This is a genomic window from Actinoplanes sp. OR16, assembly GCF_004001265.1.
Lineage (GTDB): Bacteria > Actinomycetota > Actinomycetes > Mycobacteriales > Micromonosporaceae > Actinoplanes.
Genome location: NZ_AP019371.1, coordinates 7,879,600 through 7,903,493, shown reverse-complemented (window position 1 = coordinate 7,903,493; position 23,894 = coordinate 7,879,600). Strand labels below are relative to the sequence as shown.

Here is a 23,894-nt window from a genome sequence, read left to right as displayed (position 1 = left end):
CCCCAGAGTCAGTAGGCGAAGGCGAGCGGCTTGTCGTCCGCGTCCGAGATGTCCGGCTCGATCGGAGGAGCGCCGGCTTTCGCGTACTTGATGAACAGCCCGAACTCGATCACCGCCAGGATCCCGTAGAGCACGGTCAGCACGATCAATCCGGTGGCGGCCTCACCCGTGGAGACCGACGGCGACCCGGACTCGGCCGTCGTGAAGACCCCGAACACCGTCCACGGCTGCCGGCCCATCTCCGTGAAGATCCAGCCGAACGAGTTCGCGAGCAGCGGCATCGCCACCGTGCTGACCGCGGCGATCCACAGCCACCGGCTCGTCGGCCGCCGCTCGCCACGGGTGAACCAGAGCGCCGCCGCGGCGATCAGCATGGCGAGACCACCGAAGCCGATCATCAATCGGAACGACCAGTACGTGACCGGCACGATCGGCTTGTAGTCGCCCGCACCGTACTTCTCCTCGTACGAAGCCTGAAGGTTGTCGATGCCCTCGACCTCGCCGCCGGGAGAACCGGTGGCCATGAAGGAGAGCAGCGACGGGATGCGGACGCTGTAGAGCTCCTCGTCGCCGTCCAGCGAGCCGATCGTGAACAGCGAGAACGAGGCGCTGCCGGTGGTCTCGTAGAGCGCCTCGGCAGCGGCCATCTTCATCGGCTGCTGCTCGGTCATGACGCGGGCCTGCAGGTCGCCGCTGATCAGCACACCGACGCCGGCGATCAGCACGACCCAGGCGCCGAGCCGCAGTGAGGGCTTGAAGACCTCGACCTGATTGCCCCGGCGGAGATGCCAGGCGCTGACCGCGAGGAGCATGGCGCCGCCGGTCAGGAAGCAGGCGGTGATGGTGTGCGGGAAGGTGACCAGCGTCGTCGAGTTCGTCAGCACCGCGCCGATGCTGGTCAGCTCGGCCCGGCCGTCGCCCATGGTCCAGCCGACCGGGTGCTGCATCCACGAGTTGGCGGCGAGGATGAAGTACGCCGACAGCATCGTGCCGATCGAGGCGAGCCAGATCGTCGCCAGGTGCACGCGCCGGGGGAGCCTGTCCCAGCCGAAGATCCACAGGCCGAGGAACGTCGACTCGAGGAAGAAGGCGAGCAGGCCCTCGATCGCCAGGGGAGCGCCGAAGATGTCGCCGACGAACCGGGAGTACGCCGACCAGTTCATCCCGAACTGGAACTCCTGCACGATGCCGGTGACCACACCGATCGCGAAGTTGATCAGGAAGAGCTTGCCCCAGAACCGCGTAGCGCGCAGGTAGTGCTCCTTGCCGGTGCGGACCCAGGCGGTCTGCAGGCCGGCGACGAGCGCGGAGAGCCCGATCGTGAGGGGCACGAAGATGAAGTGATAGACGGTGGTGATGCCGAACTGCCACCGGGAGAGATCAAGCGCGTCCACCCCCTGAGCTTTTCCGGACACGCAGCAAAAGATCAGGGCCGAAAGTCCCCTGACTGTGTGTCGGGCAGGTTAACCGGCCCGGGGTCACGGATAGTCATGATCGGAAACACGTGGCGCGTAGCGTACGAACGTGGATCTGAACACCGTCACCGAAGTGATCAGCCCGGCCGCTCCCGGCGCCTGGCGGCCCGGCGACGCCTGGCTGGGCGGCGGCACCGCGCTGTTCGGCGAGCCACGCCCGCACGTGCGCCGCCTGCTCGACCTGACCGCCGCCGGCTGGCCGCCACTGACCGTCCAGGACGACGGCGCGGTCGAGATCGCCGCCACCTGCACGGTCGCCGAGCTGTACGAACGGCTCGACCGGCACGCCATCGTGCGGCAGTGCTGTCACGCGTTCCTCGCCTCGTTCAAGATCTGGAACGTCGCGACGGTCGGCGGGAATCTCTGCGCGGCGCTGCCGGCCGGCCCGATGATCTCGCTCAGTGTCGCTCTTCAGGCGTCGGTGCTGCTGATCGGCCCGGACGGCACGCGGCGTGTGATGCCGGCCGCGGAGTTCGTCACCGGCGAGGGCACGACGGCGCTGCGCGACGGAGAGCTGCTGCGGTCGATCCACGTGCCGGCGGGCGCGCTGGAGGCCCGCTATTCCTACCGGCGCGGCTCTCTGCATCGTCACGGGCGCTCGGCGGCGTTGTTGATCGGCCGACTTGATCAGAACGGCGTGGCCCTCACCGTCACCGCGGCGACAAAACGCCCCTATGTCCTCCAGCCGCCTGCCGACGATCTTGGAACGATCCCGGCCGGCGACTACGTGGACGACGTGCACGGACGCCCGATCTGGCGGCAGCACCTCACCCGCCACTACGCGGCGCAGATCCTCGCGGAGCTCTCATGATCGAAATCAACGGTACCGACCACGACCGCACCCCGCGCCCCGGCCAATGCCTGCGCACCTACCTGCGCGAAGAGGGGTTCTTCGGGGTCAAGAAGGGCTGCGACGCCGGCGACTGCGGGGCCTGCACGGTCCACGTCGACGGCAAGCCGGTGCATTCCTGCGTCTACCCGGCATTCCGCGCCGACGGCCACCGCGTCACCACGATCGAGGGCCTCGGCACGCCGGACGCTCTCCACCCGGTCCAGCAGGACTTCCTCGACGCGCAGGGCTTCCAGTGCGGCTTCTGCACCGCGGGCATGATCATGACGTCTGCCGCGCTCTCCGCGGACCAGCGCGAGGATCTGCCACGTGCGCTCAAGGGCAACCTCTGTCGTTGTACGGGGTACCGAGCCGTGGCGGACGCCATCTCCGGAACATGCGGGGTGACCGACCGGGGCTGCGGCGTCGGGTCGAGCCTCGGCGCCCCGGCCGGGCCGCAGGTCGTGACGGGGTCGGCCCGATTCACGTTCGATCTCGACGTACCGGGGCTGTTGCATCTGAAGGTCCTGCGGTCGCCGCATGCGCACGCCCGGATCGTCGCGGTGGACACGTCGGCTGCCCTCGCGGTGCCCGGGGTGGAGGCCGTGCTGACGCACAAGGACGCTCCCGATCGGCTGTTCTCCACGGCTCAGCACGAGAACGAGGCCGAGGATCCGTACGACACCCGGGTCCTCGACGAGGTCGTGCGGTTCGTCGGGCAGCGGGTCGCGGCGGTGGTCGCGACCTCGGAGGCGGCCGCCGAGGAGGGGTGCCGGCGGTTGATCGTGGAGTACGAGGTGCTGCCGTTCGTGGTGGACCCGGTGCTGGCCATGGCTCCGGGCGCGCCGGTCATCCACCCGGACAAGGGTATGGAAGAAGGGATTGTTCGGGCGGAGTCCAACGTCGTCGGGGAGCTGCACGCGACTCTGGGTGATCCGGAAGCGGGCTTCGCCGCCGCCGATGCCGTCCACAGCGCGACGTTCCGGACGGCCCGGGTGCAGCACGCCAGCCTGGAGACGCACGGCGCGCTCGGGTGGCTCGACGACGACGGCCGTCTCGTCCTGCGGTCCAGCACGCAGACGCCGTTCCTGACCCGGCGAGCCGTCGCGCGGCTCTACGACCTGCCCCAGGACCGGGTGCGGGTGGTGGCCGGGCGGGTCGGCGGCGGGTTCGGCGGCAAGCAGGAGATGCTGGTCGAGGACCTGGTCGCGCTCGCCGTGCTGCGGACCGGGCGGCCGGTGAAGTGGGAGTACACGCGGTCCGAGCAGTTCTCCGGCGCCACCACGCGGCATCCCTTCGAGGTGACGGTCAAGGCCGGGGCGTCGTCGGCGGGGGAGTTGACGGCGCTGCAGCTGACCGTGCTGGTCAACACGGGCGCCTACGGCAATCACGGGCCTTCGGTGATGCACCACGGGTGCCATGAGACGGTTGCCGTCTACAAGTGCGGAAACATCCGTACGGATGCCGTGACCGTTTATACGAACACCGTTCCCGCGGGCGCCTTCCGTGGCTACGGGCTCGGGCAGGTCACGTTCGCGGTCGAGCAGGTCCTCGACGAACTGGCCCGGATGATCGGCATGGACCCGGTGACGTTCCGTGAGCTGAACGTGGTCCGCGACGGCGACGACCTGACCGCGCCCGGCGATCACGTCGAGGATCTGGGGATCGCGTCGTACGGGCTGGACCAGTGCCTGGACCACATCAGGCTCGCCGGTGCGGAGAGCGACGCCGCGCCGGAGGGCTGGCTCGTCGGCGAGGGCATGGCGATCGCGATGATCGCGGCCGGCCCGCCCGGTGGCCACTTCGCCGACGCGTCCCTGAAGGCGCTCGGCGACGGCCGCTACGAACTCTCGGTGGGCACCGCCGAATTCGGCAACGGCAGCACCACCGTCTTCGCCCAGATCGTCGCCGACGAACTCGCGACCACCCCGGACAAGGTGGTGATCCGCCAGTCCGACACCGACGTGGTCGGCCACGACACCGGCGCGTTCGCCTCCACCGGCGTGGTCGTCGCCGGGCGGGCGGTGCTCCGCGCGGCGCGGTCCCTGCGTACCGGTGGTGATGGTCATGGATTCTTCGACGGAACACCCCGGTCGGTGGCCTTCAACGCCCAGTGGTTCCGCGTCGCGATCGACCCGGACACCGGCGAGCTCCGGATCCTGCGCAGCGTCCACAGCGCCGACGCCGGAACCGTCATGAACCCCGCCCAGCTGCGCGGCCAGATCGAAGGCGGCGTCGCTCAGGCCATCGGCGCCACCCTGTCCGAACACGTCGACATCGCGGACACCGGCGAGGTCACCACGACCACGTTCCGCCAGTACCACCTGCCGACCTTCGCCGACGTCCCCCGCACCGAGGTCCACTTCGCCGACACGACCGACGCGATCGGCCCGCTCGGCGCCAAGTCGATGAGCGAGAGCCCCTTCAACCCGGTGGCCCCGGCCCTCGGCAACGCCATCCGGGATGCCATCGGGGTCCGGATGACCGATCTTCCGTACACGGCCGACCGGATCTGGCAGGCCCTGCAGGGCTCGTGACGACCCATGGGCTTCCGTGTTGCGCTTCACGTCGAGAGGACTAGATTGCGCGTTATGTGATCGATGACTCTGGATGGTTCTCATGTTCGAACAGTTCAGGATCGTGACCGACCCGGTGGCCGGCTCGGTAGCCCTCTCGGCGATCTTCGCCTCGCTCTCGCTGCTCACGCTCTTCCTGCTGCTCGGCGTGTTCCGCGTCCGCGCCTGGCTGGCCGGTCTCATCGCGCTCGCGGTGGCGCTGATCGTGGCCGTCGCCGTGTACTCGATGCCGGTCGGGCAAGCCCTGCTCTCGGCCACCGAGGGCGCCGCGTTCGGGTTCTTCCCGATCCTGTGGATCGTCATCAACGCCATCTGGGTCTACAACCTGACCGTGGTGAGCGGGCACTTCGACGTGCTGCGCCGCTCGATGGAACGGGTCAGCCCGGACATGCGCATCCAGGCGATCATCGTGGCGTTCTGCTTCGGCGCGCTGCTGGAGGCGCTCGCCGGCTTCGGCACACCGGTAGCCGTCACCGTCGTCATGCTGATGGCGCTCGGCTTCCGCCCGATGCGCGCCGCCGCCGTGGCGCTGATCGCGAACACCGCCCCGGTGGCGTTCGGCGCCCTCGCCACCCCGATCGTCACCCTCGGCACCGTCACCTCCGGAGCCGTGGCCGACCCGCGCCTCAACACCGACACGCTCGGCGCGATGGTGGGCCGCCAGACCCCGATCCTCGCGGTGATCGTCCCGCTGGTGCTGGTAGCGGTCGTCGACGGCCGCCGCGGAGTCCGCCAGACCTGGCCGGCCGCGGTCGTCGCCGGTCTGGTCTTCGGCCTGGGCCAGTTCGTGGCGTCCAACTACGTCTCGGTGCCGCTGACCGACATCATCGCCTCGCTGGTCGCTGCCGCGGCGGTGGTCCTGCTCCTGCGCATCTGGCAGCCGTCCGAGTCGCCCGACCTGCACGCCTCCACGAGCGTCCCATCGAATCCTGAGCCGGCCGATCCCGCGGTGGCTTCTCCCGGGCCGGTGGCCTCTTCCGGGCCGGTGGCTTCTCCTGGGCCGGCGGCCGGTGGGGCTGTCCGGGCTGGTGGCATCGCTGTCCGGCATGATCCACCGGCGGAGGTCGCCCGGGCGTACGCGCCTTATCTGATCATCATCGCCATCTTCTCGATCGCGAATCTCGGCCCGATCAAGGAGGCGCTCGCCGACGAACCGTGGACCGTGGTCTTCCCGTGGCCCGGGCTCGACGTTCTCGGTGCGAACGGGCAGCCGCTGGCGTCGACGAAGTTCACGTTCGGGTGGCTTCCGGCCGCGGGCACCTTGATGATCCTCGCCGGGATTCTCACGGCGGTGGTCCTTCGGGTGGCGCCGCGTGCGGCCTTCCGGGCGTACGTGAAGACTTACGTGGAATTGCGTCACGCCATCGTGACGGTCATGGCGGTGCTGGCGCTGGCGTACGTGCTGAACCAGTCCGGCCAGACCAACACCCTCGGCGAGCTGTTCGCCGCTACCGGCGGGGTGTTCCTGTTCCTGTCATCGATCCTCGGGTGGATCGGCGTGGCAGTGACCGGTTCGGACACCTCGTCGAACGCGCTGTTCGGCGCCCTGCAGGTGCAGGCCGCCACCAAGGCAGGCCTCGACCCGCTGCTGCTGGCGGCAGCGAACTCGTCCGGCGGCGTCCTCGGCAAGATGATCAGCCCGCAGAACCTGGCGATCGCCGCGGCGGCCGTCGGCATGGCCGGCAAGGAGGGCGACCTCTTCCGCCGCGTGGTCGGCTGGAGTGTGGTGCTGCTGCTGTTCATGTGCGTGCTGGTGACCCTGCAGGGCACCCCGGTCCTCGACTGGATGATCCCTAGCGGCGGGTGAAACGGCTCGGGGTGACGCCGAGGATCCGCTTGAAGTGGCGGATCAGGTGGGGCTGGTCGTAGAAGCCGGCGTTCGTCGCCACCTGAGGTAGTGGGTGGCCGGAAAGGATCAGGCGGCGGGCCAGGTCCACCCGGCGGGAGATCAGGTATTGGTGCGGGGTCATGCCGAACTCGCCGCGGAACGAGCGGACCAGGTGGGCCGGGGCGAAGTGGAGTTCGGCCGCGGCGGTGGTCAGCGGGAGGCCGTCGACGATGTGCTCCTCCAGCAGGTCGCGCAGGTCGTGGGCGGCGTCGCGGGCGGGTGGCGCCGGCGGAGCGGGGTCGCCCAGGTGGGTGCGGAGGCTGTCCACGGCCAGGGCCAGGAGGGACTCGGCGGCGGCTTCCTCCTCGGTACGCAGGACGCGATGGACCGTGGAGATCAGGCGGTGCAGCCGGCTGTCGGCGATCGCGGGGGTGTCCACCGAGGCGCCGATCAGGCGGTCGGGCAGCAGGGCGGGCTCGAGGTAGAGGACGCGTTTGCGGAAACCGTGCGGGCCGGCCGAGACGCCGTTGTGCGGGACCTTGGGCGGCAGGAGCGTGACCAGGTCGCCGTAGGCGCCGCGCTCGTGCCGGTCCAGGTCGTAGCGGACCGCGCCGTCGTCGACGAGCAGGACCGTCCAGGCGTCGTGGGCGTGCATCGGATAGCCGTGCTCACCGAATCGTGCGTGCAGCACCTCGACGACGCCGTCGATCGGCGGCCGCCACGCCTCGATCCGCATGCCATCCGACCGGGACACGTCAAGATCGTACAAGACCTGGTGGGGCGGGGTGTCTGACGATTGCGGCATGACTGCTCCGCTTCGTTTCGCTACAAAGATCGCTGTTCTGCTCCGGGATGACCTGCCGATGTGGCAGCGACTCAACGTCACCGCGTTCGTGGTGAGCGGGCTCGGGAGCGTGGAGCCCGAGGTGGTGGGGGAACCGTACGCCGACGCGGACGGGGTCGGCTATCTGCCGATGTTCCGGCAGCCGGTGATGGTGTTCGAGGGCGGCAAGGAGATGCTGGTCGCGGCACATGAGCGGGCGGTAGCGCGGGACGTCCGGGTCGCTGTCTTCACGGCTGATCTGTTCGTGACCGGAAATGACGCCGACAACCGGGCTGCCGTGCGAGCCGTCGGGACGGGACGGCTGGATCTCGTGGGATTGGCCGTCTACGGGCCCCGGGTGGCGGTCGACAAGATCTTCAAGGGCGCGGCCATGCATCCCTGACATGAGGGCCGGGTTTGGACATAACCGAAATACTCGGATTTGCCGGATAGCTGCCGAATAACTAACTGTGACGGTTACCTCGGCATCGCGGATGTCCCGGCCCCTGGATGGGCCGGGACATCGCTGTGAGCTGGGGTTACGGGCGGGCGAGCCAGCGGACCGGGTCGTTGATGATGTCGCGGACCACGGAGCGTGCTGCTCCGAGTGCGGGGGCCTCGGCGCCGAAGGCCGACGGGCGGACCTCGGGGCTGACCCAGCGCGCGCCGACGAACTGGGTGCTGAGTTCGCGCTGGATCTCGGGGCCGATCCACGGGGCGAGGTCGCGGTAGATGCCGCCCAGGACGATCGTGCCGACGTCGAGCAGGTTGAGGCAGCCGGCCAGGGCGAAGCCGAGGGTCTGACCGGCTTTGGTCAGCGCGGCGAGGGTGCAGGCGTCGCCGGAACGGGCGCGTTCCGCTATGAGGTCCGCGGTGGGGCTGACGCCCAGGTTGGTTCCGGGGCCCAGCGTGGTTCCGGCGCCCGACGTGATGCCGGCGGCGCGCAGGATCGCCTCGTGCCCGGCGTAGCGTTCGAGGCAGCCCTGCCGGCCGCAGGGGCATTCCGGTCCATCGCGGTCGATCGTGAGGTGGCCGATCTCGCCGCTCCAGCCGTGCGAGCCGCGGTAGAGCCGGCCGTCGAGCACGATGCCGGCGCCGACGCCGATCTGGCCGCTGACATAGAGGTAGCTCTGACCGGAACGGATCAGGTCCTCCTCGGAGAGCGCCGCGAAGTTGGCCTCGTTGTCGAGGAGGGCGCGCTCGCCGTGCACATCGGCCGGGAGCACCTCGGTGACGTCGAGATCGTGCCAGCCGAGGTTCGGAGCGAGGGTGACGCTGGCGGTGCGCCGGTCGACGATGCCGGGGATCGCGACCGCGCTGCCGCAGAGGACCAGGCCGGACGCCTCCGCCGCGTTCTGCGCGCCGCGGGCCAGCCGGGCGATGCGGTCGAGGACCTCGCGGGTGCCCAGGCCACGCTGGTCCTCGGAGACCACGTGCTTGTAGCGGACCGCACCGGTCAGGTCGACGACGCAGACCGCGGTGTAGTCGACGTTGACGTCGATGCCGAGCCCGGCCGGGCCGTCGTCGCGCAGGCCGAGAGCGGTGCCCGGACGTCCCGCCCGCTGGCTGCGGGTGGTCGCGCCGAGCTCGCGGACCAGGCCTCCGGCCAGCAGTTCGTCGATCAGCGAGGAGGCGGTCGACCGGTTCAGGCCGGTGGCCGCGGAGATGCCGGCGCGGGAGATCGCCCCGGCCTGCTCGGCGACGCAACGCATGGCCAGGCCGAGGTGGGCGGCTCGTGGATTGACGGCCTTCATCACGGCTCCTTGTGCGCTGTGTGCCGCCACGATAGCGGTCCGTGCCTGGCCACCCCTCGGCGCATTAGTCTGCGACGGCAACAAATACTATGGCCCGCGCCCCGTGACGGCCCGTGCTGTCAAGGTGCTGAAGCCCTCAAAAGTCGGTCTTCGTTTACGCAGGTATTGAGCGTGATCGTCGATCTACATTTGGAGGCGTCGCTCACAGCGAGTGTTACGGAGCCGTTACGGTCGTCCGCGTACAACATGATCATTTGAGCGTATGTTGTTCGCACCAACAAATAGCTTCCGGCAGTCTTCGTCTGCCGGATCTTCAGGTCGGCCCGCATCGCTGCGGGCCCGATACGAAAGGAGACGTCGAGGTGTCCAAGAACTTCCGGGTCCTCGCGGCGGTCACCATGGCCGCGACTCTGGCCGCGGCGTCGGGTTGCAGCAGCACTCGCGACGAGGACAGCTCCAGCTCGGGAAGCAGCTCGAGCAACCTGATCGGCATCGCGATGCCGACCAAGAGCCTCGAGCGCTGGAACAACGACGGCACGTACCTTGACGGCCTGCTCAAGAAGGCCGGCTACGAGACCTCGCTGCAGTACGCGGACAACAAGGTCGACCAGCAGATCACCCAGATCCAGAACATGATCAACCAGAACCCGAAGGTTCTGGTCATCGCCTCGATCGACGGCACCGCCCTCGGCCCGGTCCTGGACAAGGCCGCGCAGCAGAACATCAAGATCATCGCGTACGACCGCCTGATCAACTCGACGAAGAACGTCGACTACTACGCGACCTTCGACAACTACCAGGTCGGCAAGCTCCAGGGCGAGTTCATCGTCGACAAGCTGGGCCTCAAGGACGGCAAGGGCCCGTTCAACCTGGAGCCCTTCTCCGGCTCCTCGGACGACAACAACGCCAAGTTCTTCTTCTCCGGCGCGTGGGACGTCCTCAAGCCGTACGTGGACAGCAAGAAGCTGGTCATCCCGTCCGGCAAGAAGCTGGCGTCGAACGACGACTGGAAGAACGTGTCGATCGACGGCTGGACCTCGCAGAAGGCCCAGGCCGAGATGGACAACCGCCTGAACTCGTACTACACGGGCGGCAAGAAGGTCGACGTCGTGCTGTCCCCGAACGACTCGCTGGCGCTGGGCATCGAGCAGTCGCTCGAGTCGCAGGGCTACAAGCCGGGCACCGACTGGCCGATCATCACCGGTCAGGACGCCGACCTGGCGAACGTCAAGAACATCCTGGCCGACAAGCAGTCGATGACGGTCTGGAAGGACACCCGCACCCTGGGTGAGCAGGTCTCGAAGATGGTCGACCAGATCGTCAAGGGCGAGACCGTCGAGACGAACGACACCACCACCTACAACAACGGTGTCAAGGTCGTTCCGTCGTACCTCCTCGCGCCGGTCGTCGTCACCAAGGACGACGTGAAGACGAAGCTCGTCGACTCCGGCTTCTACACCGCCGACAAGCTCGGCCTGTAGGCACGCCCCTCAGCTCTTGCTGGGACCGGCCGGGTCTGCCCCGCGTGGGCAGGCTCGGCCAAGGCCCCGGTCCGACCCCCCTACAGCAAGCGAGTTGTGATGGCCAACGACGACAAGACCCCGATCCTGGAGATGAGGGGCATCACCAAGACCTTCCCGGGCGTCAAGGCGCTCTCGGATGTCACGCTGAGCGTGGCCCGCGGGGAGGTTCACGCCATTTGTGGCGAGAACGGCGCTGGGAAGTCGACGCTGATGAAGGTTCTCAGCGGCGTCTACCCCTTCGGCACCTACGAGGGCGACATCGTCTTCGAGGGCGAGGTCGGCCGGTTCAAGACGGTGCGTGACTCCGAGGACCTCGGCATCGTCATCATTCACCAGGAGCTGGCGCTCAGCCCGTACCTCTCGATCGCCGAGAACATCTTCCTCGGCAACGAGCGGGCCAAGGGTGGCGTCATCAACTGGGCGCAGACCAACAAGCAGGCGGCCGAGCTGCTCGCCCGCGTCGGCCTCGACGAGGCCCCGGACACCAAGATCATGGACATCGGTGTCGGCAAGCAGCAGCTCGTGGAGATCGCCAAGGCGCTCTCCAAGAAGGTGAAGCTGCTGATCCTCGACGAGCCCACCGCGGCGCTCAACGACGAGGACAGCGCGCACCTGATCGACCTGCTCCGGCACCTGCGTGACCAGGGCATCACGTCGATCATCATCTCGCACAAGCTGAACGAGATCGCCGCGATCGCCGACAGCACGACGATCATCCGCGACGGTCAGAGCATCGAGACCCTCGACATGCACGGGGCCGAGCCGGTCACCGAGGACCGCATCATCCGCGGCATGGTCGGCCGCGACCTGGCCCACCGGTACCCGGACCACACGCCGAAGATCGGCGACGAGGTCCTGCGGATCGAGAACTGGACCGTGCACCACCCGAACGACCCCTCCCGTGTCGTCGTCGACGCCGCCAACCTGGACGTCCGTGCCGGTGAGATCGTCGGCATCGCCGGCCTCATGGGCGCCGGCCGTACCGAACTCGCGATGAGCGTCTTCGGCCGCAGCTACGGCACCAACATCTCCGGCAAGGTCTTCCTGCACGGCAAGGAGATCTCGGTCAAGACGGTCGACGCCGCGATCGAGCACGGTCTCGCGTACGCGACCGAGGACCGGAAGCACTTCGGCCTGAACCTCATCGAGGACATCAAGCGCAACACCACCTCGGCCAACCTCAAGCGGATCTCCAAGTTCGGCGTCGTCGACGGCGCGCAGGAGGTCACCTGGGCCGAGAAGTTCCGCAAGGACATGAAGACCAAGGCGAACAGCGTCGACGCGATCGTCGGCAAGCTGTCCGGCGGCAACCAGCAGAAGGTCGTCCTCAGCAAGTGGCTCTTCACCGAGCCCGAGGTGCTGATCCTCGACGAGCCCACTCGCGGTATCGACGTCGGCGCCAAATTCGAGATCTACGAGATCATCAACAAGCTTGCCGACTCCGGCAAGGCGGTCATCGTGATCTCCTCCGAGCTGCCTGAGCTGCTCGGTATCTGTGACCGGATCTACGCGATGAGCCAGGGTCGAGTCACCGGACAGATCCCCCGCGCTGAGGCCACCCAGGAGAACCTCATGCGTTACATGACCCAGGAGAAGAGCGGAGCAAAGCGGTGAGCGCTTCCACCACGCTGGCGCAGCCGACGGCACAGCCGGAGCCCAGCAAGAAGAACGACAGCGGATCGCTGAAGGCCTACCTCGGCCAGAACATCGGGCAGTACGGCATCCTGATCGCGCTCGTCGTGATCGTCGCGCTGTTCCAGATCCTGACCGACGGCAAGCTGCTGTACCCGAACAACGTCGCCGCTCTGATCCAGCAGAACGCGTACGTCTTCATCCTGACCATCGGCATGGTCATGATCATCGTGGCCGGCCACATCGACCTCTCGGTCGGTTCGGTGGTGGCCTTCATCGGCGGCATCAGCGCCCTGCTGATCACCGACCATAACGTGCCGTGGCTGCTCGCCGTGGTCATCTCGGTGCTGATCGGTGGCGTCGTCGGCGCCTGGCAGGGCTTCTGGGTCGCGTACGTCGGCATCCCCGCCTTCATCGTCACGCTCGGCGGCCAGCTCATCTTCCGCGGTCTGGCGATCGTCCTCGTCGGCACCACGGTGGCCGGCCTGCCGACCGGCTTCACCGAGATCGCCGGCGGCTCGCTGCCGAACGCGCTCGGCTTCCTCGCCGACCTCGACGGCCTCACCGTCCTGATCGGTGTCCTGGCGATCGCCGGCCTGCTGGCCAGCCAGATCCGCACCCGCTACGAGCTGGTCAAGAACGACCTGCGCACCGAGCCGTTCGCGGCCTTCATCGGCAAGATGGTGCTCTTCGTCGCGGCGATCGGCTACATCACCTACCTGCTCGCCAAGAGCGCCGGTGGCACCCCGATCGTGCTGATCATCGTCGGCGCCCTGATCCTGATCTACTCGTTCGTCATGAACAACACGATCTTCGGCCGGCACATCTACGCGATGGGCGGCAACCTGCCCGCCGCGATGCTCAGCGGTGTGAAGACCAAGCGTGTCAACTTCATGCTCTTCGTGAACATGGGTCTGCTCGCCGGTATCGCCGCCATCGTCACCACCTCCCGGGCCGGCGCCGCCGTCGCCGCGGCCGGCAGCAACTTCGAGCTCGACGCGATCGCCGCCGCCTTCATCGGTGGCACCGCCGTCCAGGGCGGCGTCGGCAAGATCACGGGCGCCATCCTCGGCGCGCTCATCATGGGCGTGCTCAACATGGGCCTCTCGATCATGAACGTCGACCCGGCCTGGCAGCAGACGATCAAGGGCCTGGTCCTGATCGCGGCCGTCGCCTTCGACTTCCTGAACAAGCGGCGTTCGAAGTAACAGGTTTTCGCCTTGCGACAGCGCCGACCGGCTCACCGGTCGGCGCTGTTCTTTTCTTCAGCTCCTCTTCGGCTTCTTCGTCAGCTGAAGGACCAGCGCTGGTTGTTCATGCCGGTGCAGCGGGCGATGACGACCTGTTTGCCGGGGCGGGCGCCGAAGTAGGGATCGGTCAGGCACAGGCCGTTCGCGGCGTTCGTCACCTGGCCGTTCTCACTGTTCAGGGACCACTGAGCGGTGGTACGGGTGTCGCACCGGGTGAGTTCGACGGCGCCGCTGCCGACGATGTAGGCGCACATGTCGAGAACTTCCAGGGTGCGGTCGTCGTTCAGCCGCCAGCGCTGCGGGCTGCTGCCGTTGCAGTCGTCGACGTGCACGTCCTGACCGTCACCCGCGGAGCCGCCTTCGAGGTCGAGGCAGAGGCCGTTGCCGCTGATCAGGGCGCCTTGAAGATCGACGAGCGGGGACGGCGGAATCAGCTCGGCCGGAGCCGTCGCAGTCTTCGTCGCCGCGGCGCTCGTCGTGGCCGCTGACGGGGTGGCCGGCCGGGTCGTGGCGGTGGCGGTCGGGGTCGGCTGCGTCTTCTCGGCGCTCTCGGTCCGCTGGCCCCCGGCATCGTCGTCGCCGTTCCCGCCGGCCGGATCGCTCTGCTCCGGGGCGCTCGCCGAGGGAGCCGTGATGGCCGGTCCGGTCACCACCGGCAGCGCCCGGTCCGGCAGCGAGGCCGACACCGCGGGGCGCAGCGCGGGACGCACGATGGTCCAGCCCGCGACGGCCAGGATCGCCACGACCCCTGCTCCGATCAGCAGGGCCGGGCGGTGAGGACGACGGCCGCGGGGCCGGGACGTCTCCCGCGGGGCGCCGGTCAGCGCCGGAAGCACCTGCGTCGGGACCTCGTGCTTCGGGTCGGCCGGCCAGGTCGCGGCGGACGGGGCGTCGTCGTGCGGCTCGTCGTCCTGGAGAACGAACGGACGAACCAGCAGCGGATCCCTGCTGTCGCCGCCGTCCTCGCCTACAGAACCCACTGACTACGCCACCCCCCGGTCGGGCACATCGGTGAACCAACTTACCCGCCCGGGGCGAAGCTGTGTGGTGACGCCGTCGACGTTGACGAATCACACAGCTCCGCCCCGTCCTCACGGGTCAGCGCTTCCAGAACGGTTTGCGCGGCGGCACCTCCTCACCGGACTTTCCGCCGAAGCCGTCGAGCACTCGCAGCGCCGTCTCCCACTTCTCCTCCAGAGTGGCGTCGCCGCCGATGAAGGTCACCAGCTCGTGGAGGGCGTCCACCTCGTCGGTGGCGACGGCGGTGGTCAGGACCTCCAGGCGGCTGGCCAGGTCGTCGAGCAGGTCGCGGCGGTCGGCAGCCGGCAGACCGGCCGTCTCCGCCTCACGGAGACGAGCGGCTTCGACGGCGGCCAGCTCGCGGAGCTCGGCGAGGGTCGTCCTGGTGTCCTCGAAGGACTGAGCGCCGCCTCGCGGGGCACGCGCTGCCATCGGCGACACGAAGCCACGGGGTGAAGGAGCCGAAGCGCCACGCCCACCGCCGACGGGCCCACCGCCGCCGTGCCCCCCACCGGCGGCCTTGGCGCGGACCGGGTTGAACGGCGGGCTGCCCGGAACCGACGGCCGCGGACCGGGCGACGGCGCCGGGGGAGCAGGCGGCATCGGTGCACCGCCCGCGGGCATCACCGCCAGCGAATCCGGGGCGGCGAACGGCGACGCCCCACCGGCCATGAAGGCGGGCGCGATCGGCGCGGCGACCGGCATCTCCCAGCCCGACGGCAGCTCGACCGGCTGAGTGACCCGCTTGGTGGTGCCGCCGTCGGTCACCACCCGCTGGTCGACGGCCACGAAGGCGGTGAAGCGGCACAGCACCCCGAACCGCAGCGACGTGCTGACGATCTCCTGTTCCAGGTCGTCGTCGCCTGCCGCATACGCGTCTTCGAGGTCGCGCAGCCGCGCCCGCGCCCAGACCGAGGTGACCGCGGGCTCGGAGCGCTGCTGGACCGCGACATCGGTGCGGAAGTCCTGATCGTCTCGGGTGCGGCCGGTCACCGACAGGGTGCCGCCCGGTACGCCGGTGAACCGGCCCGTGATCACCAGGGGCACACCGGGGTAGAGACCCGGAAGCCGGGCCGGACTGCGGCTGCCCTCGACGACCGTGAAACCGTCGCCGGTGACGTCCAGCCCGGTGACGACGGGCGCGCCGATGCGCCGGTGGATGTGCTCCATCGCCTCGTCGAGCCGGTCCTCGCTCTCCACCAGCTCGGAACGGCCCGCGCCGAGCGCGGCGAGGCGGCCCAGGAATCCGGCGTTGACGGCCCGGTCGATACCGACGGTGTGCACGCGTGTCGACCCGATCAGCGGGCGGACCTCCCGCACGATCTGATCCTCGTTGCCGACCTGGCCGTCGGTGACCAGCACCAGGACCCGGTCGCGGCCGGTGCTGTCGGAGAGCAGCGCCAGGCCGGCGGTCAGTGGAGAGAGGATCTCGGTGCCGCCGCGGGCGTCGGCGCGGGCCAGGTGCTCGACGGCGCGGTACCTATTACGGTCGGACGCCTCGGACAGCCCCTCGCCGAGGCCCTCCGGACGCTCGACGTGGTGGTCGAAGGTCAGCACGGCGAAACGGTCGGCACTGGTGAGCGTGTCGATGACCCGGGCGGCGGCGCGGCGGGCGGCCACCATCTTCCAGCCGCCCATGCTGCCGGAACGGTCGAGCAGCAGCACCACGTCTTTCGGCCGGGGCGGGGTCGTGGTCTCCGGCGGGAGGACCACGAGCTGGTAGGTGCCCCCGGTGCCGTCCTCGCCGGCGCTGTCCTTATCGGCGCTGTCCTCATCGGTGCCGTCCTCATCGGGGACGGCCACGGCGGACTGGCCACCGGGCGCGTAGGCGAGGCGGAGCACGAAGTCACGGTCGGCGCGCTCACCCGGATTGATCCGCAGCGTGCCGTCCTGGTCGGTGACGGTGTGCAGGCTGGACCGCACGTCGCCGAGCCGCAGACCGGCCGGGTCGATGTCGACGCCGACGGACAGCTTCAACGGGTTGGGGAAACCGGGCAGCAGCACCGGCGGCGAGATGCGCGAGGCGTCGGGCACGGCGTCGGTGTCCGGGTGCTGGCCGTCGCCGGCGGACGGTCCGGGAACCGGGGCGCCCGGGATGTAGCGCGGCGCCACCACGAGCGGGAACCGGAACGTGGCCGCGCCGTCCTCGTAGGGCAGCGGGCCGACCAGCCGCAGCCGGACCGTCACCCGCTCGCCGGGCAGGATGTTGCCGACCCGCATGGTGAAGACGTCGGGCCGCTCCTCCTCGGCGATCGAGGCACGCTGGCCGGCGGCGATGGCCTGGTCGTAGTGCTCACGGGCGGCGCCGCGCTCCTGCAACTCGGCGGTGACGGTGCGGTCGGCGGCGGTCATCGTCATGCCGGTGACGGCCGCGCGGTCGGGCAGCGGGAAGACATAGGTCGCCTCGAGGGCGGTGTCGTGCGCGTTGACGAACTCGGTGGTCAGCTCGGTCCGCACGAGCAGACCGCTGATCGAGGCACGGACGTCGACGACGTCGAGCGGCAGGTTGCCGCGGTCGGTCCGCAGCGTGCCGAGGCCCGCGTCAGGCTGCTCCCGGAGCCGGTCCAGCTCGGCCGCGCCCATCGGGTTCACTGAAATGATCATGCGTTCCTCCCATTGGTCAGCCCACGGGACGCGAGCAGTTCGAGCAGGGGTCGGGCGGCCGCCGCGATCTCGTCGCGGTGGAGGCCGGCAGGCGGATCGGGGACCAGCAGGATCACGCCGCCGCCGAGAGGGAAGCCGGTGAGCAGCGGGTCGGGATCCGGTGAGTGGAAGGCGCCGGGCTCGACGGTGGCCAGGCCGGCCGGGGCCACGCGGATCTCGGCGGCCGGTGTCTGTTTCCAGAACGGCGGCCGGGGCGACGCATCCGGCGAGGGCCCGCCACTCTCCGGCGCGTCCCCGGTCTCCAGCAGCTCGGCGGGCACCCGGGAGGCCTCGGCGAGGAGCTCGTCGGAGGCGCCGGCCAGCTCGGCCTGGATCTCGGCGAGCGTCTGCCCGGCCGCCTGCCGGCGCTTGATCGCGACCAGCTGCAGCAGGTGGCGGGGGCCGTAGAGAGCGGTGCGCCCGCGTGTGCCGATCGGGCGGTCGACGAGCCCGATGGTCGCATACCACCGGATGGACCTGCGGTCGGGCAGATCGCGGACGCGCCCGTTGGGTGCGCCCGGGTACTCAGCGGACAGCGCCGCGTGAGCCCGCTCGACCAACTCTTCCATCGTCCACATGCCGCAAGTCTGACACTGTCAAATGACACTGTCAATATGGCAGTATGAAACGGCCCGCCGCGGACGGACTGCGGCGGGCCGTGCAGGAAGAAGGAGAAGGAGAGGAGTCAGGAGTGGGTCTCGCCGTTCACCACCAGGGTGTAAGGGGCGTATTGCTCGACCGTCCCGGTCGGTTCGTCATAGGCGACGATCGCCACCACCTTCGGATAATCCCGCAGCCGTTCGAAGTCCTCGACGGGCACCACCTTGGCCCGCGCCCGGCCCAGGCCGACCAGGGTGACGTGCCAGTGATGCACCGGTGTCGGGCGGATCTGGGTGGGCGACCGCCACCCGTCCAGCGTCGCGGTGCCGACCTTCCGGGCGCCCACCACGATGTCTCCGACCCGCCAGCCGCCCAGGTTGACGGCGCTGTCGCTGACATAGCGGAAACCGAGGATCACCCGCTTGCCGGCATAGGCCGAGAGGTCGAAGGCGAGGGTCTGGTTCGCGGCCTCACCGGTGATCGCGGGGCCGAGCGGCCCGTCCACCGTCGTGTCGCCGGCGAGCGGGCGATAGGTGCGGCCACCGTCGGCTGACACTGTCACATAGCCGAAGTCGAAGTCCTTCTCCATGGTGAAGGAGGTGGTGAAGCGCAGCATCGGGTCCTTCACTGGCACGTCGACGGCCTGCGCCGCGACCGCGTCGGTGTCCGGTCCGTTGCCGGAGAACAGCCGGCCGGCATCGGCGGTCCACTCCAGGGGGAGTGGCGGCAGCGTGGTCGCGCCCGTGAAATCGACCGAGCGGAGCTCGGACGGCAGGCGTACGAAATCGGCGCCGTTGGGAGGCGCACCCGGCGCGCCCGCCGCTGCCGGGCTGCTCAGGTTGACCGTGGAACGAAGGCTGGGCGCGCTCACCTGCTCCCGGGTCGCGCCCTTGAGCACACTGTCCGGCTGATCGGTCGACTTGTCCACCAGGGTCGACGTCTGGAAGTCGTGCAGCACGTCGTAGAGCGGGGTTCCGGCCGGCAGCGCCGCCGCGACCGCGTCCAGGCCGCGATGCTTCGCGTCCCGGTGCAGCGCGGAGAGGATCCTGGCACCGAACCGATCACGGAGGTAGAGCATGAGCTGGTAGGTGATGCCGTAATCGGCGAGGACCGCGTCGGCGTTGCCCTCGTCCCACAGGTTCAGCGAGTTCGACGGGCCGTCACACTCGCGCGGATTCGGGTTGTAGAGCGTCTTCACGCTGCCGAACCCCTGGTAGCAGGCGAGATGGATGTCGAATCCGCGACGGTGGACGCCGCGGCGCGCGTCGACGTACCCGGTCAGCGTCTGCGCGTAATCGCTGAGACCCTCGTCGACCCAGGGCTCCTCCTCCGGATCGGTGTAATAGCCGAGTAGATGCTGCCATTCGTGGGCGAACGTCGACTCGTACATCCACGGCCGGGCCGGACGGCTGGTGCAGAGGTCGTCGGTGGGCGCGTTCAGCGGGTTCGCGCCCATCCGGTGCGCCCAGTCGAACGCGTCGATGGTCATCACGTTGCGGTCGAAGAGCTCGTTGAGCTGCTCGGAGAAGAAGCCCGAGATGTACGTCGGCCGCGCCGGGAAATCGAAGTAGTTGTCGTCCCGGACGTTGTCGACGAGCGTGACGGTCCGGTACCCCGCGCCGGTGAAGTCGCCGTCGATGCCGGCCTTCTCCCCGGTGCGCTCCGGCGGTGTGGAGAAGGCCGCCGTCTCCTTCGGGTAGATGGTCTCGTCGAACTGCCGCACCAGGCCAGCCACCTGCGCATCGGTGACCTCGGTGGCGGCCGCGCCCCGGCAGTCGCCGGCCGGAAAGGCGAGATCCTTCGCGACCCAGACCTCGATGTGCTCGCCGACGGCACGCAGCACGTAGTCCTTGCGGTAGACGTCGCCGTCGATCGCGTTCAGCCCGGCCCAGCTGCGGACCGTGCCGACCGGAGGAGTGCCCACCGAGGCCCGGCGCCCGGCCGGGCCCGGCTGAGTGGTGCCCGGCTGAGTGGGTGCCTCACGAGTCGGCCCCGGCTGGTAGGTGGCCGGCGGCAGCGGCTCACCGTCGAGGGTGAGCCGGGTCGGTGGCGGCATCTCCTGCGAGTCCTCGGCGACCACTGCCGTGCCGGCGGGCTGCGGGGACGGCGGCGGCGCGGCCACCGCTGGAGCAGTTAAGAACGGGATGGTAACGGCAATAGTCGCGAAGCTCGCAAATAGGGTACGCGTCACGTCTCGCGACGCTACCCGTGATCGCGAGATCGTGACGCCAACACCCACTGTTGTGGATCAGGAAACCTCCCGTCGGAGCACCCTGATCGTGCCCAGGACCAGCGGAAGCACCACCCAGAGGGCCACCGACACCCCCAGCCGGGCCCACTGGTCGCCGGTCATGTCCGGCTCGGTCATCACCTGTGAGGTCAGGTTGAGGTCGAGCCAGCCCGCCGCCGTGCGAAGGCCGCTGATCACCTCGCCGAGGATCGTCCAGACCGTCGGCAGGGCGAAGTAGATGACGATCGCGAGCGGCGTGCTCAGCAGCAGCGCGCCGAACCCGATCCCCATCAGCACGAAGATGATCTGCAGAAGCAGGCCCTGCCAGATCAGGCTGCTGTCCAGCGACCACGAGGCGTCGCCGCCGAGCAGTCCGGCGATCACGTTCGCCACCGCCGCGAACACGCCGGTCGCCGCGGTGGCGGCGATCGCGATCAGCGTGCCGGCCGCGAGTTTCGCCAGCATCACCCGGCTCCGAGCCGGGACCAGGGTGAACGTGGACAGCGCGGTCCGCTGCGACCACTCGCTGGTGACCGAGAGGATGCCGAGCACCGGCAGCAGCACCGCCGACGGCACCAGCCCGAACGTGAAGAACGCCGCGAACGTCTGCTCCGGGTCCTCCGCCCAGCCCAGCAGGATCGCCGAGGTGCCGGCGGTGGCCACCCCGATGATGATCAGCAGCCAGAGGCCGGCCCGGGTGTCAGCGAGTTTGCGCAGCTCGACCACGGTGAGACGGGACAGGGGAATGCGCTGGGTCAGCACGTCGGTCATCGGGAGACCTCCTCGAGGCCGGTGGTCGGGGTGGCGGTGAGTCGCAGGAACATCTCTTCCAGTCCGTTCGAACCGGCCGGCCGCAGCTCGAGCAGCACCACACCGGCCTGCGCCGCGGCCTGGGCGATCGTCTGCGCGTCGGTGGAGACCAGGGTGCTGCCGTCGGCGGACGGCGACCCGGTCACCCCCATCCGGTCCAGCAGGGCGGCGAGGGCCGCCGGATCGGTCGCGCGCACCACCGTGCCGGCCGCGCTGAGCAGCTCATCCTTGTCGCCCTCGGCCAGGATCCGGCCCTGTCCGATCACGACCAGCCGGTCCGCGACCGCCTCCACCTCACGCAGCAGATGAGAGGAGAGCAGCACCGTCCCGCCCCGATCCGCGAACTCGCGCAGCAGGCCGCGCATCCAGAAGATCCCCTCCGGATCCAGGCCGTTCGCGGGCTCGTCGAGGATCAGCACGGCAGGGTCTCCGATCATGGCGTACGCCAGACCGAGCCGCTGCCGCATGCCCAGCGAATAGGCGCGAACCCGGCGCCGGGCCGCGGCCCGGTCGAGCCCGACCCGGGCGAGGCGCTCCGGCACACGGCTCGTGTCCAGGCCCATCGTGATCGCCGCGAGCGCGAGCGTCTCCCGTCCGGTCCGGCCCGCGTGCTGCGCCGACGCGTCGAGCAGCACACCCACCCGCCGGCCCGGGTTGCCGAGCTGCTTATAAGGAACGCCGCACACGGTGGCCCGCCCGGCGGTCGGCGAGGTCAGGCCACAGATCATCCGCAGCGTGGTGGACTTGCCGGCGCCGTTCGGCCCGAGGAAGCCGGTCACCGTACCCGGCTCGCAGGCGAACGACACGTCGTCGACGGCGCGCTGGGCTCCGTACGTCCTGGTGAGGTTCTCGACCGTAATCATGGGATCAGCGTGCGGGCCGGGGCCCGGCCACCGCGTCGGCCAGGAGTCGATGTGCGTGCATCAAAGTCGATACTTTGGTTACTACTTTGGTCGGTATCGGCGGCGTGCGCCCCGCCCGTATCGTCGAGCGCATGGGGGCGTCGCTGACCGAATACCGCTGGCTGTGGCCGTCCGCGCTGGCCGCGGACCCGGCCGGCCCGGTGCCGGCCAGGCGATCCACCCGCGACTGGGCGGTCGACGCCCTCTGCTTCGCGCTCGGCGTGGGCTCCGCCGTCTGGCTCACCGCCGACCTGCTCAGCGGTAACCCGAGCCTCGCCAACGAGTTGATCGACGCGCCGACCTGGCTGGTGCTGGTCGACGGCGTGCTCGCCGTCGCCGGCGGGATCGCCCTGTGGTGGCGGCGGCGTTTCCTGACACCGCTCGCGCTCTATGTCCTGGTCCTCGCGTTCTTCTCGGTGGCGAGCGGCATCACGCTGCTGATCCTGGTGTTCGCCGTCGCGCTGCACCGGCGATTCACCGTGCTCGCCGCCTACGTCGCCGCCGCCTGGTGCGCCAACACGGTCTTCTCCCTGCTCCGGACGGAGATGGGTGCCGACTTCTGGGGGACGTTCTGGTGGGGCAACGTCATGGTGATGATCGCGGCTCTCTGGGGCATGCTGGTCCGCTCCCGCCGCCAGCTCATCGTCAGCTGGCGCGACCGGGCCGAGCGCGCCGAGTCCGAGCAGCAGCTGCGGGTCGCACAGGCCCGCGTTCTCGAGCGCACCCGCATCGCCCGGGAGATGCATGACGTCCTCGCACACCGGATATCACTGCTCAGCCTGCACGCCGGGGCGTTGGAGTTCCGACCCGGCGCCCCGCCCGAGGAGATCGCCGGCGCCGCCGCGGTGGTCCGGTCCAGCGCGAATCAGGCGATGCACGACCTGCGGGCGGTGATCGGCGTCCTGCGCACCACGCATGCCGGCGACGATTCCGCCCCGGAGCGGCCGCAGCCCACGCTCAGCGCTCTGCCCGCGCTCGTCGACGAGTCAAGATCAGCAGGCATCAGGGTACGACTCGACGTCACGACCGAGGCCGAGGCCGTTCCGCAGGTCACGGGGCGGGCGGCGTACCGCATCGTCCAGGAGGGCCTGACGAACGCCCGCAAGCACGCCTCGGGAGTCGCCGTGTCGGTGGCCGTCCGCGGCGGGCCCGCCGAAGGCCTCACCATCGAGGTCCGCAACCCGATGCCGGTCGGCTGGCCGCACACGCCGAGGCCCGGCGCCGGGATGGGCCTGGTCGGTCTCACCGAGCGGGCCACCCTCGCCGGCGGCCGTCTGGCCCACGGCCGGCACGGCAACGAATTCGTCCTCGCCGCCTGGCTGCCCTGGGAGGCGTCATGAGTCCGGAGACACCGGTCCGGGTGCTCATCGTCGACGACGACCCGCTCGTCCGCGCCGGGCTCTCGATGATCCTTTCCGGCCACACCGATGTCCGGGTCGTCGGTCAGGCCGGTGACGGCGTCGAGGTGCCGGCCGCCGTCGACGAGCACCGGCCCGACGTCGTCCTGATGGACATCCGGATGCCCGTCGTCGACGGGCTGGTCGCGACCGAGCGGCTGCGCAGCCGGCCCGGCGCCCCTCAGGTGCTGGTGCTCACCACGTTCGACGCCGACGAGTTCGTGCTGCGGGCGCTGCGTGCCGGGGCCAGCGGTTTCCTGCTCAAGGACACCGCGCCCGGCCAGATCAAGGACGCCGTGATGCGGGTCGCGCAGGGTGAGGCCACCCTTTCGCCGAGCGTCACCCGCCAGCTCATCGCCCACGTGGCGGCCGATCCCCGTCCGGCGCGCCGGCACGCCGGCGACCTGCTCGGGCGGCTCAGCGCCCGGGAGAAGGAGGTCGCCCTGCTCGTCGCGCAGGGCAAGGCCAATGCCGAGATCTCCGCGGACCTGCACATGTCGGTCGCCACGGTGAAGGCGCACGTGTCGCGCGTGCTCACGAAACTCGACATGAACAACCGGGTGCAGGTCGCGCTGCTCGTGCACGACGCCGGCCTGGTGTGA

18 protein-coding genes are annotated in these 23,894 nt (G+C 69.6%); 9 read left to right on the top strand and 9 right to left on the bottom strand.

What is annotated here, in order from left to right; genetic code table 11:
- Window positions 1-8: 8 nt before the first annotated feature.
- Entirely contained in the window at window positions 9-1,394 is a 1,386-nt protein-coding gene (locus tag EP757_RS36330) for a cytochrome ubiquinol oxidase subunit I (RefSeq protein ID WP_127554620.1), read from the bottom strand.
- A 130-nt stretch (window positions 1,395-1,524) separates the two neighbouring features.
- Between EP757_RS36330 and EP757_RS36325 the strand changes: the two genes are divergently transcribed.
- The 3 genes from EP757_RS36325 (at window position 1,525) to EP757_RS36315 (ending at window position 6,687) form a co-directional block, all read left to right on the top strand.
- A complete protein-coding gene (locus EP757_RS36325; protein ID WP_127552887.1) occupies window positions 1,525-2,286 on the top strand; it encodes a xanthine dehydrogenase family protein subunit M in 762 nt (253 codons plus the stop codon).
- Window positions 2,283-4,841: a molybdopterin-dependent oxidoreductase gene (locus EP757_RS36320; protein ID WP_127552886.1), complete on the top strand. Its 2,559-nt coding sequence runs from the start codon at window positions 2,283-2,285 to the stop codon at window positions 4,839-4,841. Before EP757_RS36325 ends, EP757_RS36320 begins: the two co-directional genes overlap by 4 nt.
- 73 nt (window positions 4,842-4,914) lie before the next feature.
- Window positions 4,915-6,687: an L-lactate permease gene (locus tag EP757_RS36315; RefSeq protein WP_127552885.1), complete on the top strand. Its 1,773-nt coding sequence runs from the start codon at window positions 4,915-4,917 to the stop codon at window positions 6,685-6,687.
- Here the strand turns inward: EP757_RS36315 and EP757_RS36310 are convergent.
- The gene (locus EP757_RS36310; RefSeq protein ID WP_127552884.1) at window positions 6,674-7,513 is read right to left on the bottom strand and encodes an AraC family transcriptional regulator; all 840 of its coding nucleotides are present in this window, start codon (window positions 7,511-7,513) and stop codon (window positions 6,674-6,676) included. The genes EP757_RS36315 and EP757_RS36310 overlap by 14 nt on opposite strands.
- Between EP757_RS36310 and EP757_RS36305 the strand changes: the two genes are divergently transcribed.
- Window positions 7,512-7,934, top strand: a complete 423-nt coding sequence (locus tag EP757_RS36305; protein ID WP_127552883.1) for a DUF2000 domain-containing protein — start codon at window positions 7,512-7,514, stop codon at window positions 7,932-7,934. The genes EP757_RS36310 and EP757_RS36305 overlap by 2 nt on opposite strands.
- Before the next feature lie 136 nt (window positions 7,935-8,070).
- Here EP757_RS36305 and EP757_RS36300 read toward each other — a convergent pair whose 3' ends face one another.
- Window positions 8,071-9,285, bottom strand: coding sequence for an ROK family protein (locus tag EP757_RS36300; protein WP_127552882.1), 1,215 nt, complete (start codon window positions 9,283-9,285; stop codon window positions 8,071-8,073).
- A gap of 362 nt (window positions 9,286-9,647) precedes the next feature.
- On the opposite strand from EP757_RS36300, the gene chvE reads away from it, so the two are divergent.
- The 3 genes from chvE to mmsB all read left to right on the top strand — a co-directional run bounded on the left by chvE (window position 9,648) and on the right by mmsB (window position 13,648).
- Complete coding sequence (chvE, locus tag EP757_RS36295; protein ID WP_127552881.1) at window positions 9,648-10,766, top strand: multiple monosaccharide ABC transporter substrate-binding protein; 1,119 nt, start codon at window positions 9,648-9,650, stop codon at window positions 10,764-10,766.
- Between the two features lie 99 nt (window positions 10,767-10,865).
- Complete coding sequence (gene mmsA / locus EP757_RS36290; protein WP_127552880.1) at window positions 10,866-12,422, top strand: multiple monosaccharide ABC transporter ATP-binding protein; 1,557 nt, start codon at window positions 10,866-10,868, stop codon at window positions 12,420-12,422.
- Window positions 12,419-13,648, top strand: a complete 1,230-nt coding sequence (mmsB, locus tag EP757_RS36285; protein ID WP_127552879.1) for a multiple monosaccharide ABC transporter permease — start codon at window positions 12,419-12,421, stop codon at window positions 13,646-13,648. The genes mmsA and mmsB overlap by 4 nt, the downstream gene beginning before the upstream one ends.
- A gap of 80 nt (window positions 13,649-13,728) precedes the next feature.
- On the opposite strand, the gene EP757_RS36280 is transcribed toward mmsB, so the two are convergent.
- The 6 genes from EP757_RS36280 to EP757_RS36255 all read right to left on the bottom strand — a co-directional run bounded on the left by EP757_RS36280 (window position 13,729) and on the right by EP757_RS36255 (window position 21,856).
- Window positions 13,729-14,670, bottom strand: a complete 942-nt coding sequence (locus tag EP757_RS36280; protein ID WP_127552878.1) for an RICIN domain-containing protein — start codon at window positions 14,668-14,670, stop codon at window positions 13,729-13,731.
- Window positions 14,671-14,788: 118 nt separating this feature from the next.
- The gene (locus tag EP757_RS36275; protein WP_127552877.1) at window positions 14,789-17,314 is read right to left on the bottom strand and encodes a VIT domain-containing protein; all 2,526 of its coding nucleotides are present in this window, start codon (window positions 17,312-17,314) and stop codon (window positions 14,789-14,791) included.
- Window positions 17,311-17,931 (bottom strand): MerR family transcriptional regulator, encoded by a 621-nt coding sequence (locus EP757_RS36270; protein WP_127552876.1) that lies wholly within the window; start codon window positions 17,929-17,931, stop codon window positions 17,311-17,313. The genes EP757_RS36275 and EP757_RS36270 overlap by 4 nt, the downstream gene beginning before the upstream one ends.
- A gap of 107 nt (window positions 17,932-18,038) precedes the next feature.
- A complete protein-coding gene (locus tag EP757_RS36265; RefSeq protein WP_232050189.1) occupies window positions 18,039-20,075 on the bottom strand; it encodes an immune inhibitor A domain-containing protein in 2,037 nt (678 codons plus the stop codon).
- 126 nt (window positions 20,076-20,201) lie between these two features.
- On the bottom strand, window positions 20,202-20,954 hold the full coding sequence (locus EP757_RS36260) for an ABC transporter permease (protein ID WP_127552874.1): 753 nt from the start codon (window positions 20,952-20,954) through the stop codon (window positions 20,202-20,204).
- Entirely contained in the window at window positions 20,951-21,856 is a 906-nt protein-coding gene (locus tag EP757_RS36255; RefSeq protein ID WP_127552873.1) for an ABC transporter ATP-binding protein, read from the bottom strand. The genes EP757_RS36260 and EP757_RS36255 overlap by 4 nt, the downstream gene beginning before the upstream one ends.
- A 131-nt stretch (window positions 21,857-21,987) precedes the next feature.
- Between EP757_RS36255 and EP757_RS36250 the strand changes: the two genes are divergently transcribed.
- Window positions 21,988-23,235, top strand: coding sequence for a sensor histidine kinase (locus EP757_RS36250; protein ID WP_127552872.1), 1,248 nt, complete (start codon window positions 21,988-21,990; stop codon window positions 23,233-23,235).
- Window positions 23,232-23,894 carry a response regulator transcription factor gene (locus EP757_RS36245; protein ID WP_127552871.1) on the top strand — a complete coding sequence of 221 codons (663 nt, stop codon included), beginning with the start codon at window positions 23,232-23,234 and terminating at the stop codon, window positions 23,892-23,894. The genes EP757_RS36250 and EP757_RS36245 overlap by 4 nt, the downstream gene beginning before the upstream one ends.

Coding starts and splice junctions, on each gene's coding strand:
- EP757_RS36320 (WP_127552886.1), top strand. CDS start 2,283: ATGATCGAAATCAACGGTACCGACCACGACCGCACCCCGCGCCCCGGC.
- EP757_RS36315 (WP_127552885.1), top strand. CDS start 4,915: ATGGTTCTCATGTTCGAACAGTTCAGGATCGTGACCGACCCGGTGGCC.
- EP757_RS36305 (WP_127552883.1), top strand. CDS start 7,512: ATGACTGCTCCGCTTCGTTTCGCTACAAAGATCGCTGTTCTGCTCCGG.
- EP757_RS36310 (WP_127552884.1), bottom strand. CDS start 7,513: ATGCCGCAATCGTCAGACACCCCGCCCCACCAGGTCTTGTACGATCTT.
- EP757_RS36300 (WP_127552882.1), bottom strand. CDS start 9,285: ATGAAGGCCGTCAATCCACGAGCCGCCCACCTCGGCCTGGCCATGCGT.
- mmsA (WP_127552880.1), top strand. CDS start 10,866: ATGGCCAACGACGACAAGACCCCGATCCTGGAGATGAGGGGCATCACC.
- EP757_RS36275 (WP_127552877.1), bottom strand. CDS start 17,314: ATGATCATTTCAGTGAACCCGATGGGCGCGGCCGAGCTGGACCGGCTC.
- EP757_RS36270 (WP_127552876.1), bottom strand. CDS start 17,931: ATGTGGACGATGGAAGAGTTGGTCGAGCGGGCTCACGCGGCGCTGTCC.
- EP757_RS36260 (WP_127552874.1), bottom strand. CDS start 20,954: ATGACCGACGTGCTGACCCAGCGCATTCCCCTGTCCCGTCTCACCGTG.
- EP757_RS36255 (WP_127552873.1), bottom strand. CDS start 21,856: ATGATTACGGTCGAGAACCTCACCAGGACGTACGGAGCCCAGCGCGCC.
- EP757_RS36250 (WP_127552872.1), top strand. CDS start 21,988: ATGGGGGCGTCGCTGACCGAATACCGCTGGCTGTGGCCGTCCGCGCTG.
- EP757_RS36245 (WP_127552871.1), top strand. CDS start 23,232: ATGAGTCCGGAGACACCGGTCCGGGTGCTCATCGTCGACGACGACCCG.